The organism is Tenuifilum sp. (genome assembly GCF_037481895.1).
In the GTDB taxonomy this organism is placed as follows: domain Bacteria; phylum Bacteroidota; class Bacteroidia; order Bacteroidales; family Tenuifilaceae; genus Tenuifilum; species Tenuifilum osseticum.
Genome location: NZ_JBBFKU010000004.1, coordinates 72975 through 89298, shown reverse-complemented (window position 1 = coordinate 89298; position 16324 = coordinate 72975). Strand labels below are relative to the sequence as shown.

At 42.9% G+C, this 16324-nt stretch carries 12 protein-coding genes and 1 pseudogene; 5 read left to right on the top strand and 8 right to left on the bottom strand.

Annotated elements, in window-relative coordinates; translation table 11 throughout:
* Positions 1 to 3: 3 nt before the first annotated feature.
* Complete coding sequence (locus WHS63_RS02255) at positions 4 to 630, top strand: acyl carrier protein phosphodiesterase (RefSeq protein ID WP_445203700.1); 627 nt, start codon at positions 4 to 6, stop codon at positions 628 to 630.
* On the opposite strand, the gene rodA is transcribed toward WHS63_RS02255, so the two are convergent.
* Genes rodA through purH form a run of 6 tightly spaced genes read right to left on the bottom strand, consistent with a single transcriptional unit; the run spans position 587 to position 7767 of the window.
* The gene (gene rodA, locus WHS63_RS02250) at positions 587 to 2008 is read right to left on the bottom strand and encodes a rod shape-determining protein RodA (protein WP_445203699.1); all 1422 of its coding nucleotides are present in this window, start codon (positions 2006 to 2008) and stop codon (positions 587 to 589) included. The genes WHS63_RS02255 and rodA overlap by 44 nt on opposite strands.
* On the bottom strand, positions 1992 to 3842 hold the full coding sequence (gene mrdA, locus WHS63_RS02245; RefSeq protein ID WP_445203698.1) for a penicillin-binding protein 2: 1851 nt from the start codon (positions 3840 to 3842) through the stop codon (positions 1992 to 1994). The genes rodA and mrdA overlap by 17 nt, the downstream gene beginning before the upstream one ends.
* On the bottom strand, positions 3842 to 4360 hold the full coding sequence (locus WHS63_RS02240; RefSeq protein WP_445203697.1) for a hypothetical protein: 519 nt from the start codon (positions 4358 to 4360) through the stop codon (positions 3842 to 3844). The genes mrdA and WHS63_RS02240 overlap by 1 nt, the downstream gene beginning before the upstream one ends.
* Entirely contained in the window at positions 4360 to 5181 is an 822-nt protein-coding gene (gene mreC, locus WHS63_RS02235) for a rod shape-determining protein MreC (protein ID WP_445203696.1), read from the bottom strand. Before mreC ends, WHS63_RS02240 begins: the two co-directional genes overlap by 1 nt.
* A 19-nt stretch (positions 5182 to 5200) precedes the next feature.
* Positions 5201 to 6220, bottom strand: a complete 1020-nt coding sequence (locus WHS63_RS02230; protein ID WP_369490383.1) for a rod shape-determining protein — start codon at positions 6218 to 6220, stop codon at positions 5201 to 5203.
* Positions 6221 to 6240: 20 nt separating this feature from the next.
* Entirely contained in the window at positions 6241 to 7767 is a 1527-nt protein-coding gene (purH, locus tag WHS63_RS02225; RefSeq protein ID WP_445203695.1) for a bifunctional phosphoribosylaminoimidazolecarboxamide formyltransferase/IMP cyclohydrolase, read from the bottom strand.
* A 308-nt stretch (positions 7768 to 8075) separates the two neighbouring features.
* Between purH and WHS63_RS02220 the strand changes: the two genes are divergently transcribed.
* Complete coding sequence (locus tag WHS63_RS02220; protein WP_445203694.1) at positions 8076 to 9341, top strand: ABC transporter permease; 1266 nt, start codon at positions 8076 to 8078, stop codon at positions 9339 to 9341.
* Here WHS63_RS02220 and rsmA read toward each other — a convergent pair.
* Both rsmA and WHS63_RS02210 read right to left on the bottom strand, forming a co-directional pair.
* Positions 9338 to 10108 carry a 16S rRNA (adenine(1518)-N(6)/adenine(1519)-N(6))-dimethyltransferase RsmA gene (gene rsmA / locus WHS63_RS02215; protein WP_445203693.1) on the bottom strand — a complete coding sequence of 257 codons (771 nt, stop codon included), beginning with the start codon at positions 10106 to 10108 and terminating at the stop codon, positions 9338 to 9340. The genes WHS63_RS02220 and rsmA overlap by 4 nt on opposite strands.
* 1 nt (position 10109) lies before the next feature.
* Positions 10110 to 11336, bottom strand: coding sequence for a peroxiredoxin family protein (locus WHS63_RS02210; protein WP_445203692.1), 1227 nt, complete (start codon positions 11334 to 11336; stop codon positions 10110 to 10112).
* 274 nt (positions 11337 to 11610) lie between these two features.
* Here WHS63_RS02210 and WHS63_RS02205 point away from each other — a divergent pair, with 274 nt between their 5' ends.
* The 3 genes and pseudogenes from WHS63_RS02205 to WHS63_RS02195 form a co-directional block, all read left to right on the top strand.
* Positions 11611 to 13566: an amylo-alpha-1,6-glucosidase gene (locus WHS63_RS02205; protein WP_445203691.1), complete on the top strand. Its 1956-nt coding sequence runs from the start codon at positions 11611 to 11613 to the stop codon at positions 13564 to 13566.
* 1 nt (position 13567) lies between these two features.
* On the top strand, positions 13568 to 14851 hold the full coding sequence (locus tag WHS63_RS02200) for a glycosyltransferase family 4 protein (protein ID WP_445203690.1): 1284 nt from the start codon (positions 13568 to 13570) through the stop codon (positions 14849 to 14851).
* An 11-nt stretch (positions 14852 to 14862) separates the two neighbouring features.
* A pseudogene (locus WHS63_RS02195) lies at positions 14863 to 16065 on the top strand (glycoside hydrolase family 57 protein); the annotation flags it as partial.
* Between the last annotated feature and the right edge of the window lie 259 nt (positions 16066 to 16324).

Sequence of the window (16324 nt, the reverse complement as noted above, 5' to 3'; positions counted from 1 at the left end):
TTAATGAATTTTTTGGCTCATTTATACCTTTCGGGGAGCAACATCGATATTCGGTTGGGCAATTTTATTGGCGATCATGTAAAAGGGAAACAAATCCTTGCCTACCCGCAGGGTATTCAAACTGGCATAAAGCTCCACCGCACAATCGATCAGGTTACTGATAGGCACGAGGCATGGAAAAGTTGTAGGGAGAAATTACGCCCCAGCTATGGGCGATGGTCGGGTGTTGCTACAGATGTGATGTTCGATTACATCCTGGCAAAAGAATGGAGCACATACTCAAACAGGCCGCTTAAAGGCTTTACTAGAACTTTCTACTTTCAGATGCTTCAGCGCTACCACATGCTACCCCCAGCAGTAAGGGGATTCTTACCATTTATGATTCAAAGCAACAGACTCTACTCCTACAGCACCGATGAGGGTGTAACCAGAGCCCTTGAGATAATGGGTAACTACACCACAATGAAAGGGAACCCAAGCCTTGCTCTGCAAATAGTGAAGGAAAACTATATTGCGTTCAGTGCTGGGCTTCAGGAATTGCTTTACGCATTAATACAGGTTGCAGAAAAAGAGTACGGTATACCTATTAGTATGCCCCATAGCGTGAAGCATCGAACCGAAGGAGAATAAATACCAGGATTGTAAACGCCCAAAGCGACGAGCCCCCATAGCTAAAGAACGGCAGGGGAATCCCAATAACTGGAACCAACCCAATGGTCATGCCAATATTAACCGCAGCGTGGAAAAACAGGATGGAAACTACTCCATATCCGTATATACGGGCAAAATGCTCAGTTTGACGCTCGGCAATTTTTAGTAGCCTTAACAGGAAAAGCGCTATAAGCAAAACCACAACAGTAGAACCCAAAAAGCCCCACTCCTCACCCACTGTGCAAAAAATAAAATCGGTGCTTTGCTCGGGCACAAAGTTGAATTTGGTTTGAGTGCCCGAAAGGTAACCTTTACCCCAGAAACCGCCGGAACCAATGGCAATCTTTGATTGGTTAACATTGTAACCCCACCCTAACGGATCATCTTCAATACCAAGTAAATCGTTAATACGCTTTTGGTGATGGACATCTAGCACACGCTCAAAAACGTAATCGGCCGACATTGAAAAACCTATGGTTGCAATAAGAAAGAATGAAATTGCATAAACCTGCCTTAGCCTGTTCTTGTAAGCATACAAAAAGCCTAAAACAGCACTAATAAGTACTGGGATAAGAAAGATCAATGCATTAGATAGCCTTAAATGGAATAGTTCCGATGAAATGTAGAGCAACAGACCTATTCCTGCTGCGCCAATGGATATTCTGAACGCATCGCGGTGCTGGCGAGTAAATACTACAAAAAGTGTTACTGCCACAACAAAAATGAAAGTAATTAAAACTGAGGTGCTATAAACGAGAGTTAAAATGAAAACAATTACCAGAAAAACCAGGTAAGATAATATCCATGCAGGCAAACCCTCACGGTATAAAACCAAAATCAAAGCACCAAAAACTAAGGCCGAGCCAGTATCGTTTTGCAAAAGTATAATGCCAACAGGCAACCCAATAATAACTGCCACCTTAACGTACGACCAAAACCCTGAAAGTTTAAAACCATAGCTACTCATGAGCTTTGCAAGAGCAAGGGCAGTGGCAATCTTTGCAAACTCAGCAGGTTGCAATCCGAATGAACCTATGGGTATCCATGACTTTGACGCATTAACCACACGGCCAAAAAGTAACGTTGAAATCAGCGTTATCAGAATAATCCCATAAAAGATATAAGCAAATGCCGGATAGATTCTATCGTTGGAGTAAAGAATAACAATTGCCATGAGGAATGCAAAGAATATCCAAACCAGCTGTTTGCCATAGCGCTGGCTGAAATCGAGGATATTTCTGTGCTCATCGCTATAGACAGCGGCATAAATATTCAGCCATCCCATCAGTACGAGAACAACGTACAGGATGGTTGCAACCCAATCGAGGTTTCGTAGTATGTTATTTCGCCTTTGCACGTCTATCTAATAGGTTTGCGTCAAGTATATATCGTTCCAAATCGGGACGGGAGATAGAATCCTTCAGGTACTTCTCAATCATCAAGCTTGCAATAGGTGCAGCCCATGTAGCACCAAAGCCAGCATTCTCAATATAAACCGAAATTGCAATTTTGGGATCGTCCTTAGGTGCAAATGCAAAGAATACGGAGTGATCCTTACCATGTGGGTTTTGGGCTGTTCCGGTTTTACCGCAAATACGAATATCGGGCAAAGCAGCTATTCGCGCAGTGCTTCCGCTACCCGGCGCTCCGTTTACTGCCAAATCCATTCCCTCAATAATGTAATCAAAGTACTTTGGCTCAATTGAGGTGATATGCTTTTCCCGATACAGGGAGTTTAAGGTATCGCCCTCTATTGATTTTACCACATGGGGTGCAATGTAGTATCCCTTGTTGGCAATTGTTGCCACAAGGTTTGCCATTTGTAAGGGAGTAACGGAAAGCTCACCCTGCCCAATTGCAAGCGAAATGATGGTAAGCGAATTCCAACCTCCCTTTCTGAAGTACTTATCGTAAAATGAAACCGAAGGTACTATACCCTTTAGCTCATGCGGTAAATCGATATTCAGCTTGTTGCCGTAACCAAACGATTCCACATGCCTTTTCCATACCGAGAATCCATTTTCAACCGAACCAAATTCCCTTTTATCGATAATGTTTCGGAAAACATGGCAGTAATAGGTATTACACGAAACCTGTATGGATTGTATCAGGTTGGTAGGCGATGGATGGTTATGGCAACCAACACCACGACCCACGGTGTATCCTCCATAGCAGCTATATCGGGTTTCAGGCGTAACAACCCCTTCCTGTAATCCGATTAACGCATTTACCACCTTGAATGTTGAACCGGGCGGGTATAGCGCCATGATTGAACGGTTGAATATTGGCTTTAACGAATCCTGTTGGAGAACCTTGAAGTTAGCAGTCCTTTGCCTTCCAACCAACAGGTTGGGATCGTATGTTGGGCTCGATATCATAGCCAGCACCTCTCCGGTTTTGGGTTCAATGGCAACAATGCTGCCAATTTTATTTTGCATTAAGCGTTCGCCATACTCCTGAAGCCTTGCATCAATAGTGCTGGTAATGTTCTTACCGGGTATTGCTAACGTATCAAATTTCCCCTGCTCGTATGAACCCTTGATACGGTTATGAACATCGACCATAAAGATTTTTACACCCTTTTTCCCACGTAGAATATGTTCATAGGAGCGCTCAATACCGCTTATACCAATGTAATCGCCCTGTTGGTAGTATGGGCCATTCTTAATATCGCGATCATCAACCTCACCTACATACCCTAGCAGATGCGCCGCAATGGGTGGATTATATGAACGCACCGTACGGGGTTGAATTTCAAAACCCTGATACTTATACATCACCTCCTGGAAACGGGCAAAATTCTCTGCAGATATTTGCTTAAGCAAAACCACAGCTTTACGGGGGGAATAGCCTTTTTGTTTTGTTGCCTGAATAAATGCATCGCGAACCTGTTCAACCATAAGCCCAAGCATGGTGGCAAACTCAAGGGTATCAAATGGTTTTACCTGCCTCTTTACCATTAAAATATCAAAAACCGGCTTATTGGATACCATGGGCACTCCATGCCGATCGAGAACTAGTCCTCGGGCAGGATACTGTGTGATGTAGCGGAGCACGTTATTTGCTGCCGAGAACTTGTAGGAACTATCAATTACCTGAATATAAAATAACTTGCCAATTATGGCAGCAAAAACAAGCATTATGATTACCGACACTACAACACGTCTGCTACTTTCAGCTCGTAACACCACTACCTTGACATTTTATTGGGAGCCCGTAAAAGCTCAATGATCACTATAAAAAACGTTGAAACAGCAGTACTGAGAATAATTCGAACCAGCGTTAACCAGAAGTGTTTAAACGTAAATACTTCCAGAACGAATAGAGTAAAGTGATGAACTAGCACAGCAATTAGGGCATATACAACAAACCACTCCAGTGAGGTGTTCGAAACATCGGGGACACCCCTGATATCCTGAACCGATTTAAAACTCCATCGGTTTAGGATTACCGGACGGAAATAGGCAATAACCAGCGAGGCGGTGGTATGGAGTCCAAGTGTGTTGGAAAAATAATCGACAGCAAATCCTAGTGCAAAACCAATAATAAGCAACATCCAGCGGGTAATTCGGTAGGGAAGCAATAAAATAATAAGTATGTAGATATACGGGTTTACATAACCCATGAAATTGATGTTATTAAGCACCAGAAACTGCAGTAAAAGCAGCATTACCGTTAAACCTAAATATTTTAGAATATCGCTGTACATCACTTCATTGTTTGCAAACGATCAACCTCGCTTTTCACCTTTGAATCGACCAAGTACACATAGTCGAGGGTTTTAAAATCGGCGAAGAGTTCAACCTTAATTTGTAGGAAACTACCATCCTTATTGTAAAAATCAACAACACGACCTATTGGGATATCCCTGGGGAAAATGGTTGAAAAGCCACTGGTTACAATGGTATCGCCAACTGCCACATTAACATGAAGGGGAATTTCATCAAGTACAACACGCCTGTAATTCATGCCATCCCACGAAACCGCTCCAAAAGCGCCCGACTTCTTATGCATAGCCGAAACCCTTACATCGGTATTTAACAGTGAAATGACTGAGGCAAAATGTTTAGTGGTAGCCGACACAATGCCAACAACGCCGTTCTTACATATAACGCCCATCTCCTTGTAAGCACCATCATTTGATCCCGCATCGAGGGTGATGTAGTTATGGCGGCTGTTAATTGAGTTATCAATTATCCTAGCTGGAATATACCGGAATAAACCGGAAGTGTCCTCAATTCTCATGAATGAATCCTGAAGCATTTGCAGCTTAAGCCTGTACCCCTCTATTTCGTTTCGGAGCTTGACGTTTTCCAGTAGGAGTAGTATGTTTGAACGCTGCAGTTGGAAAAGACCTGTTACCTGTGATGCTTGCTTATGCCAGAATCCGGAAATTGATTTTGTTACTGCTCCAACCTGCGATTTCTGGTAGTATGTGGTGTTAAAGTATAGCGAAAGCGATATCCCTAATAGAATTAGGAATATCAGATGAATGTAAAGGCGCTTTAAAATCTCGTACAGGTTATTCATCGCAAAAGCATCGCTTGGGTTACCTCATCAGGAATGGGAACGACAGATTTTTCAATGCTATACTGGTACCCCTTGCAACCGCATGTAAAGGATCCTCAGCAACGTGGAAAGGAATGTTCACTTTCTCGGTTAAACGCTTATCGAGGCCACGGAGTAATGCTCCACCACCAGCCAAGTATATACCCTTTTGAACAATATCGGCATAAAGTTCAGGTGGGGTTTGTTCTAGCACGTTAAAAATAGCCGATTCTATTTTTGAAAGCGATTTGTCCAAACAGTAAGCTATTTCCTGATAAGAAACAGGTACCTCAATGGGTAATGCTGTCATTAGGTTTGGCCCACGAACAATAAAGTCAGCAGGAGGATTGTCCAGGTCAGGAAGAGCTGAACCCACATTTATCTTGATATCCTCAGCGGTACGCTCACCAATTTTAACGTTGTGCTGCTGACGCATGTATGCCTGAATGTCAGCTGTAAAGCCATCGCCGGCAATACGAACCGACTTGTTGCATACAATACCCCCCAAGGCAATAACCGCAATTTCGGTGGTACCACCACCTATGTCCACCACCATGCTACCCTCAGGAGCCATAACATCGAGCCCAATACCAAGGGCGGCAGCCATGGGTTCGTAAATCAGGTAAACATCACGACCACCAGCATGTTCGGCTGAGTCGCGTACAGCACGAATTTCAACTTCAGTACTGCCACTCGGAATACCTATAACCATGCGGAGCGATGGAGTAAAAATTGGGTTTTTGGTATTAATCATGCTAATCATCCCACGAATCATTTGTTCAGCCGCATTAAAATCGGCAATTACTCCATCCCTGAGCGGGCGAATGGTTCTGATGTTCTCGTGGGTTTTACCATGCATAGCCCTGGCCTGTTCTCCTATGGCTATCATTTTCCCGGTTGAGTGATCAATTGCCACTATGGAAGGCTGATCGACAACTATTTTATCGTTAAAAAGAATGATAGTGTTAGCCGTTCCTAAATCGATTGCCAACTCCTGAGTTAAAAACGAAAAAAGTCCCATATCGAATTAATATTTATTTTCTAATGTTTAAAGTGTCGAATTCCAGTAAAAATCATGGCAATGCCATTGGCATTGCAGAAATTGATGCTCTCCTGATCCTTGATTGACCCGCCAGGTTGAATAACAGCCCTTACTCCTGCCTCGTAGGCAAGCTGAACGCTATCCGGGAATGGGAAAAAGGCATCGGAAGCCATTACAGCCCCATTCAGGTCAAATCCAAAACTATGTGCTTTTGCAATAGCCTGTTTTACAGCATCAACCCTTGATGTTTGCCCCACGCCACTCCCTACAAGCTGGAGGTTCTTAACTAAAACAATGGCGTTTGATTTGGTATGCTTTACAATTTTATTGGCAAAAAGCAAATCGTTAACCTCGTTTGGCGTGGCCGATTTTTGGGTAACCAGCTGCAGCATCGAATCGGATTCGGTAACCGAATCGCGCTCCTGCATTAAAACTCCATTTAAGGCTGTTCGGTAAACCTGTTGCGGCAGGTTAAAATCCTTCATCCTCAGAATTATCCTGTTCTTCTTAGCTTGTAGCACTTCCAGAGCAGCATTATCAAAGTTGGGGGCAATGAGAACTTCAAAGAAGATTTTATTGATCTCCTTAGCCGTTGTCTCATCAATTGACCGATTCGATATGATAATACCACCAAAGGCCGAAACAGGATCACCAGCAAGTGCATCGGCCCAAGCCTGAAGGATACTGGGGCGTGAAGCAACGCCACAGGCGTTATTATGCTTTAAAATGGCAATGGTTGGCTCTTCAAATTCCCTGATAAGGTTAACCGCCGCATCGATATCCAATAGGTTATTGTAGGAGATTTCTTTACCGCAATACTGTTCGAACATTTCGTCGAAATTGCCGTAAAAAACCCCTTTCTGATGGGGATTCTCACCATACCTCAATCCCCTAACACCCTTTAAGCTTTTACGGAAGAAGCTCTGAGGGAACTCAGGGCTAAAATAGCCGTAAATGGCCGTATCGTAATGCGAAGATGTGGCAAACGCCTCGGCTGCAAATATCCTACGTTGCTCCAGCGATGTGGCACAATCCTGTTCCGTGAGCATTTCGTAAACCCTTTCGTATTGCTCCCTGTTCGATACAATTAAAACATCCCTGAAATTCTTGGCAGCCGCCCTGATAAGTGAGATTCCGCCAATATCAATCTTTTCAATTACCTCAGGTTCCGAAGCGCCTGACTCAACAGTCTTTTCAAAAGGGTAAAGGTCAACAATAACCAAATCTATCTCGGGAATTCTATACTCCTGGAGCTGAAAAAGATCGTTCTCGTTTTCGCGCCGGGCAAGTATTCCACCAAAAACCTTTGGGTGCAATGTTTTCACCCTACCCCCAAGAATTGAGGGATAGCCCGTGAGCTCCTCCACAGCAACAACCGGAATCCCCAACCCCTTGATGAAATCCATTGTTCCTCCGGTTGAGTAAATGGTAACATTTTTTTCGCCTAAATACTTTACAATTTTATCGAGGTTATCCTTGTGGTAAACCGATATTAAGGCAGTTTTAACAACTTTATAACTATTCATCTTGTTGTTTGTCAGTTGCTTACGAATAAAATAAATATTCAGTAACTAGCCATAAAATTGGTTAAATCCTTTGAAAAACCAATACTTAGCAACTATTTTTTTTCAACAAACCTGAAAATATTAACCAAATAAAAGCTACTTAAAGTAATATATCAAGGCAAACCCATTAAACCTTGTAAACAATAAATGCTCAAAAAAGATAGGAATATTTAACAGTTTATGTTAGCTGAAAAGTCAACGAATAGGTATATTTGTTGAATGAGCACAAGCAATCGGTTTCCATTTTTGACTAAAAATTACCTGCATTAATGAAAGCATTACGACCATTTATCATTCTACTTAAGCTTGCACGCGAAAGCATGCAGTTTGCTTACCAATCAGTAAAAGCAAATAAGCTTAGAACCTTTCTGTCGCTGTTTGGCATCACTATTGGCATTTTTGCCATTATATCTGTTTTTACCATGATTGACAGCTTAGAGAAGAATGTGCGCGACAGCCTACAGGCGCTAGGGAAAAAGGTTGTATACGTTCAAAAGTGGCCTTGGGGAGGCAATGAGGAATACCCATGGTGGAAATACCTCAATAGACCGGAACCAACCCTAAGTGACCTTGAGGAGATACGCAGGAAAAGCTTACTAACCGATGCTGCATGCTTTAATGTAGCATACAATAAGCAGATAAAGTATAATGGCAACAATATCCCCGATGCTACCATTTACGGCATTAGCACCGATTTTGATAAAATTCGAACTTTCGACTTAAGCGAAGGCCGATTCTTTAACCAGTTTGAGATTAACTCAGGAAGACCATATGCTGTAATTGGCAGCGATATTGCCAAAGACCTTTTTCAAGGTGCAAATCCACTGGATAAAACCATCAAAATTGGCGGGCAAAAAGTTACAGTGATAGGAGTATTTGCCAAGGAAGGGAAATCGGCCATTGGGGAAAACAGCCTCGATAACATGGTAATTATTCCGCTTAACCTTGCTCGAACCATGGTCGACCTAAGGAATTCCGGCCCGTGGATAATGGTTAAAGCAAAAGATGATACTAGCGTTGAGGATTTAATTGATGAATTACGTGGCATACTCCGCGCCCACCACCGGCTTAAACCCCTTGATGAGGATGACTTTGCGCTTAACCAGATTGACCTGTTGAAGGATAGCCTCGACTCAATTTTTGCATCAATCAACTTTGCCGGAGGATTCATTGCATTTTTCTCCATAATTGTTGGAGGATTTGGCATAGCCAATATCATGTTTGTTTCGGTTAAGGAGCGCACAAGCCAAATTGGTGTTCAAAAAGCACTAGGGGCAAAACGATACTTCATACTAATCCAGTTCCTTTACGAGGCGGTTCTATTGGCTGTGGCAGGTGGAGTTATTGGCTTACTGCTTATTTTTATTGGAACACTTGCTGTAACCCATGGGTTGGATTTTAACGTGTCGCTCACCCTGCCAAACATCATCCGGGGCTTACTCATATCGGCGGTTATTGGAATAGTATCGGGATTTGTGCCCGCATGGGTGGCATCACGTCTAAGTCCTGTTGAAGCAATAAATACAAAGGCTTAGCCAAGCAAACGTTCCACCTCTAAGGTTAACTCCACAAAGTTATCAACTGAAAGCTGCTCGGCTCGCTTAGTACCGTATTTATCGCTAATCTCAATGCCGTTAAATGCTGAACGGATGGAGTTCCTTAAGGTTTTACGCCGTTGGTTAAAGGCAGCTTTTACAACCCGTTCAAAAAGGGTGTAACTACAGCCTAAGTCAATTACACTATTTCGTGTCAAACGGATTACTGCCGATTTTACCTTGGGCGGTGGTGTAAAGCATCCCTCGCTTACTGTGAACAAATACTCAATATTGTAAAAGGCTTGTAGAAGCACACTAAGTATCCCGTAAGTTCTGGAACCAGGCTTTTCGGCTATTCGCTGGGCAACCTCGCGCTGGACCATTGCTACAACCTCAGGAACAAAATCGCGCTGCTCAATTACTCTAAAAAAGATTTGCGAGGAGATATTGTAGGGTAGATTTCCTATTACAGCAAATTTTCCTTTCAGCAACTCCTTAATATCAACTTGCAAAAAATCGGCCTCAACCACGTTTAAATCAGGCAGGTTTCTTTTAAGGTAGCTGACCGATTCACTATCAACGTCAACTGCTACAAGTCTAGTACCAAACCTTTGATAAAGATCGAATGTAAGAACGCCCATTCCCGGGCCAATCTCAAGCACGGCATCACAACCATCGGCTCTCAGGCTTTCGGTAATGCGTTGGGCAACACGTTTGTCGTTCAGAAAATGTTGACCTAAATGCTTTTTGGGGCGCACTTCGGGCATGTTACTGGGGGGGATTTGTTATAACGGAATCAATTCTTGGCCTTAGCACAGGTTTTGGCTTGAGTACTCTAGTCAAGGAATCGAGCTTTAAGCCTAAAGCATTTACGGTTAAATGTTTTGCAATCACTTTCCCCGATTTATCGATAAGTAAACTGCCGGGTAAGCGTGCTATTCCATATAGCTGAAGTTTGTTGATGCTGTAGGTGTCGTTTAGTGAAACCTGATACCAACCCAGGTTATCGGACTTAGCAAGGTTGTCCAACATTAATGAATCAATTTTTACTCCAAAACTCACCACTTCAAAACCCAAAGGTTTGTAGGTGGAGTAAAGATTTTTTAAGTTTTTGCTATTGCCTATTGATTCTTTATCCCAGAAACAGAGCAGAATCCATTTTGCCCAGATTCCCGGAATGGTAATATATTTCCCGTCAAATGTTTGGAACTGAAGGGGTGGTAAAACCATGCCCGGCCTTAATGAATTTTCAATTTGCGAAATACTATCGTTAAGCCTATGGTATTCAATGGTTTTCTTGTAATCGAAAACTACTTGTTTTTTAGGGTAAAGCAAGGTTAAGCAGCTATCAACCTTCCTATAAAGTTTGGAATTGCTGGTGTAGGGTAATAGTTGCTCTGAATCTAATGTTGCATTTACAACGAAAACAGATGTTAGCTCAAAGGGATTAGATGCCACAAACATGTATACTTCGTTCTGTAAGCCATTTCTCAACGAATCCTTTAACTGAGTGTAAACCTTAATGAGCGAATCTTTTACCAAGATTTCAGTACTATCAATGGCATCAATTTTTGCCTGAAAATTCTTTAGTATCTGCGAAACCTTATTAATATTATTCTGAAAATTGATTACCTGAATCGTTTCGGGCGAACCATCGGCTTGCCAACCATTACTATAGGTAAGTGTTATTTTTTCACCCGGCTTTGCCGATACTATCAACGGGTAATCCTTTTTATCCGTTGTAATAGCTACTACTTGAGGTTCTTTGGTGTTAAAAGATATTTTCCCTTCACCTTTAGAGTTAAGCAACAGTGAGTCGGCAAAACTGCTTCCAAAATCTGGCACCCTAAAGTAAACCCAACCCTCTGTCCATTGGGGGGCTTTAATTGTAATTTCAATCCTATCGTAATGGTTTGAGCATGCCGTAGCAATAAAAACCAAAATCGAAACCTGAAGAAGAACGATGATTTTTTTTGAAAAAAAATTTATGGGCATCGCAAACGAATTATATCTGACAACTATTAAAAATCAACTTCCAAAATTAACAAAAAGCTAAACCAAAATTGGGCATAAGTCATCTTTTTTTGCTAACTTGTAACGAGATTTTTTACAAAAAATAATGGGATGGCTGTAGCAGTAAATATGCTTATAGCTATACTAAAAGCAACTGCCAACCGCATTTTACTTATGTTATGTCATGTTTAATATGACAACCCATAGTTAAAGGAAAGTATTGAAAGTTTAAAGTATAATTAAAAATTTTTGAGCCATGAAATACCTTTCATTTGACAAAGAGCAGCTGGTTAACCTGGAGTACTCGCTAAACCGGGAAATTCTGAGCACAAACCGTGCAGGTGGATATTTCAGCACAACAATTATTCTTTGCAATACACGCAAGTACCATGGCTTGATGATTTTACCAATTGATGAGTTTGATGGTGAAAATCACGTTTTGCTTTCGTGCGTTGACGAAACCGTAATACAGCACGGACAAACGTTTAACCTGGGTATTCATCGTTACCCCGGCATTTACGAGCCTCGTGGCCATAAATACATAATCGATTTTACCTACGAGCCAACACCTACCCTAACCTACCGGGTTGGTGGCGTAATCTTCAAGAAAGAGCTGCTGTTTGTGCACAACGAGGAGCAGTTCATGATTCGCTACACCTTGGTCGATGCGCATAGTTCAACACACCTGCGAATTAAACCTTTTCTTGCCTTCCGCAATGTACATAATGTTTCAAAGGCCAATATGTGGGCTAACACAAAATTTCAACCATGTGCCAATGGGGTTAAGTATAAGCTATACACAGGGTTCCCTACGCTACACCTCCAGCTGAACAAGAAAAACGAATTTGTAGCTTGCCCTGATTGGTACTACAACATTGAGTACATGGAGGAGCTGAAACGTGGATACGAGGGGTACGAGGACCTTTTTGTTCCAGGCTACTTCGAGATTCCAATAAAAAAAGGCGAAAGCGTAATCTTTTCAGCCGCCACCGAGGAGCAAACGCCCTCGACCTTACTTAAAAAGTTTAATGCGGAAATACTCCGGCGCCCTGCCAAGGATAGCTACAAAGCTTGCATGGAAAACTCTGCCCGACAGTTTATTGTTCATAAAGGAAAAAACTGGGATATAATTGCTGGTTACCCATGGTTTGGAAGCTGGGGACGCGATTCATTTATATCGCTGCCGGGACTAACATTAGGAATTGACGACCCAAAAATGTGCAAAACACTGCTGGACTCGCTTAGCGCAAAGCTCAAGAATGGACTTTTCCCCAACATGGGAAATGCCACATCGCAGGCCTTTAACTCGGTTGATGCGCCCCTTTGGTATTTCTGGGCTATTCAGCAATACTACCTATATACAAACGACCACAAGGAGGTATGGCACGATTATGCCAAGAAGATGAAAACCATCCTCAAAGGATTCAGGGATGGATTACCCTTTAATATTAAGATGCACGACAACGGGCTTATTTGGGCAGGAGAGCGGGGTTATGCCCTTACATGGATGGATGCCGTGGTTTATGGCAAACCCGTCACACCCCGAATTGGCTATCCGGTTGAAATCAATGCCTTATGGTACAACGCCATAATGTTTACCATTGACCTTGCCACCAAGAACAAGGATTACCGTTTTGTAAAGGAATGGCTACCTATTGCCGAAAGGGCAAAAGCATCGTTCAACAATCTTTTCTGGCTAGCCGAAAAGGGCTACTTGGCCGATTATGTTGATGAGGAAGGCCCTAATACCGATATTAGGCCGAATCAAATCTTTGCCATTTCGTTGCCATACACACCACTCGATGAAGATAAAATGCCAAGTGTGCTTAAAATTGTCGATAAGGAACTATATACACCCAAGGGACTACGTACACTCTCGCCAAACAATCCGCATTATAAGGGGAGATACGAGGGCGACCAACCCACACGCGACTCAGCCTACCATCAGGGTACGGCATGGCCATGGCTTTTAGGAGCCTATGTTGAGGCTCATTTCCGCCTTAACCCCGAACACGCCATTAATGTGGCTGAAAATATTCTTGAATCGTTCCAGGAAGATATTAATATTCACGGTATTTGCACCATTTCCGAGGTTTACGATGGCGATCCACCTCAACGTCCAAACGGCTGCATTTCGCAGGCATGGAGCGTTGCTGAACTTACAAGAATATATCAAATGGTTGAAAAACATAAATCAGGAAAGGGTAAATAATATGAGAGTTCTGATGTTCGGTTGGGAGTTTCCCCCTCACATTACCGGAGGTTTAGGAACCGCTTGCTATGGACTTACCCGGGCATTGGCTAAACAGGGCACTGAAATTATTTTTGTTGTGCCCAAAGCTTATGGCGATGAAGACCAGCGTAGGGTCCGCCTTGTTAGCGCCGAAGATATAGAGGTGTCGCACTCATCCAAAAACCTTGAAGAGTTCTGGAAACATATTAAATACCTGGAGATCAGTTCAAATATAGTTCCCTATGTTGATCCTGAGGAATTTAGTAAAATTGTTGAGTACGCTGAGAACGAGAGCGTTGAGTACAACATAAACACATTTAAAAGAAAATTTAAGTTCTCAGGAAAGTACGGCCCTAACCTAATGACCGAGGTTACCCGCTACGCTATTACTGCTGCATCGGTGGCTTGGCGGGAAACGTTTGATGTAATTCATGCTCACGACTGGCTTACCTACCCTGCTGGCATTGCAGCCAAAATGGTATCGGGAAAACCCTTGGTTGTTCACGTTCACGCAACCGAATTCGACCGTAGTGGCGAGAATGTAAATCAAGCGGTTTACGATATTGAGCGCCGAGGCATGGAAGTTGCTGACATGGTTGTTACCGTGAGCAACCTAACCCGAAACATCGTGATAAACCGTTACGGTATTCCCGAACATAAGGTGGTAACTGTTCATAACGCCGTTCATTTTAAGGGCGATATTGAGCAAGAATTTGAGCGAGGGGTTGATGAGAAAGTGGTTACATTCCTAGGAAGGGTTACTTTCCAGAAAGGCCCCGACTACTTTGTGGAGGCGGCCAACAAGGTGCTCAAACGCACCCAAAATGTTAGGTTTGTTATGGCTGGCAGCGGCGATATGCTTAACCGAATGATTAGGCGTGTTGCGCAACTTGGCATTGCCCCAAGGTTTCACTTTACGGGCTTCCTCAAGGGAAACGAGGTAAACCAGATGTTTCAACTATCGGACGTTTATGTTATGCCATCGGTATCGGAACCATTTGGGATAAGCCCGCTTGAGGCCATGCGCTCAAGCGTTCCGGTTATTATATCCAAACAATCGGGTGTTGCCGAGGTGCTTAAGTATGCCATTAAGGTCGATTTTTGGGATATCGATGCCCTTGCCGACAGTATTTACGGGCTACTCCACTATGAAGCCCTTTCAAACTTCTTTATCAAATACGGACAGGAGGAGGTTAACAGCCTTAAGTGGGATGGTGCAGCCACCAAGATTATTGAAATATACAACAAACTAGCTAACAGGTAAATTGGAATACTATGAAGACCATTTGCTTTTACTTCCAGGTTCATCAACCTTTCAGGTTGCGTAGGTATCGCTTTTTCGATATCGGAAAAAACCATAATTACTTTGACGAGTTTGCCAATAGGTCGATAATGCGAAAGGTTGCCGAGAAATGCTACCTTCCTACCAACAAGCTGATGCTGGACCTCATAAAAGAATACGGTTCAAGGTTTAAAATATCCTACTCCATTTCTGGTACTGCGCTCGACCAGTTTGAGATGTATGCTCCCGATGTGCTTGAAACATTCCAGAAGTTGGCCAAAACCGGAAGTGTTGAGTTTTTGGCTGAAACATACTCGCACTCCCTATCGGCCTTAAAAAGCAGGGAGGAGTTTACTCGCCAGGTAAAGGCGCAAATGGCTAAGGTTGAAAATCTTATTGGGTATAAGCCCAAAAGTTTCCGTAATACAGAGCTCATATATTCCGATGAGATAGGTGCAATGGTCGCCGACCTGGGTTTCAACACCATGCTAACCGAGGGAGCTAAACACATCCTGGGTTGGAAGAGCTCAAACTTTGTTTACTCCAATGCCATCAACCCAAAACTACGATTACTACTAAAGAACTTTAGGCTAAGCGATGATATTGCCTTTAGGTTCTCCAACCGCGACTGGAGTGAATGGCCACTTACAACCGAAAAGTACGTGCACTGGTTGAATAATATCAACCCAAATGAGGAAATTGTAAACCTTTTCATGGATTACGAAACCTTTGGTGAGCACCAGTGGGCTGAAACTGGTATTTTCGACTTTATGCGTGCTTTACCCGGTAGGGTTTTTGCCAATACCAACTTTGAATTTCTTACCCCCTCGGAGGCTGCCCAAAAACATCAACCCGTAGCATTACTTCACGTGCCACATCCTATCTCGTGGGCCGATGAGGAACGTGACCTTACGGCATGGCTTGGTAACGAGTTACAGGATAGCGCCTTTAATGAGCTTTACAACCTTGCCGATATGGTTGAAAAAATTGACGACCCTAACATCAAACGCGACTGGCTTTACCTGCAAACCAGCGACCACTTCTACTACATGTGCACAAAATGGTTTAGCGATGGCGACGTTCATAAATACTTTAACCCCTACGACACCCCCTACGAGGCGTTTATCAACTTTATGAATGTTCTTAGCGACTTTACCATCAGGCTTAAAAGTAAGCTAATTGAGGAACCAGCAGAAATTGAAAAGGTTGAGGATCCTGAGCAGGCCGTTAAGCTCATTGAGATGTATCAGGAAAAAATTAATGAGTTACAATCCAAGCTAAAAACCACCAAGGTTAAATCATCTGCTAAAGAAACTGCTAAGTCCAGATCCACCAAAAAGGGAACTGCAGCCAAAACTGCTGCAAAAAAAACTACAGAAAAAACTGCAAAGGCTAGCTCTAAACCGAGCAAAACCATTGCTAAAACAAAGGAGGTAGAGCCTGACGAAAAAGATA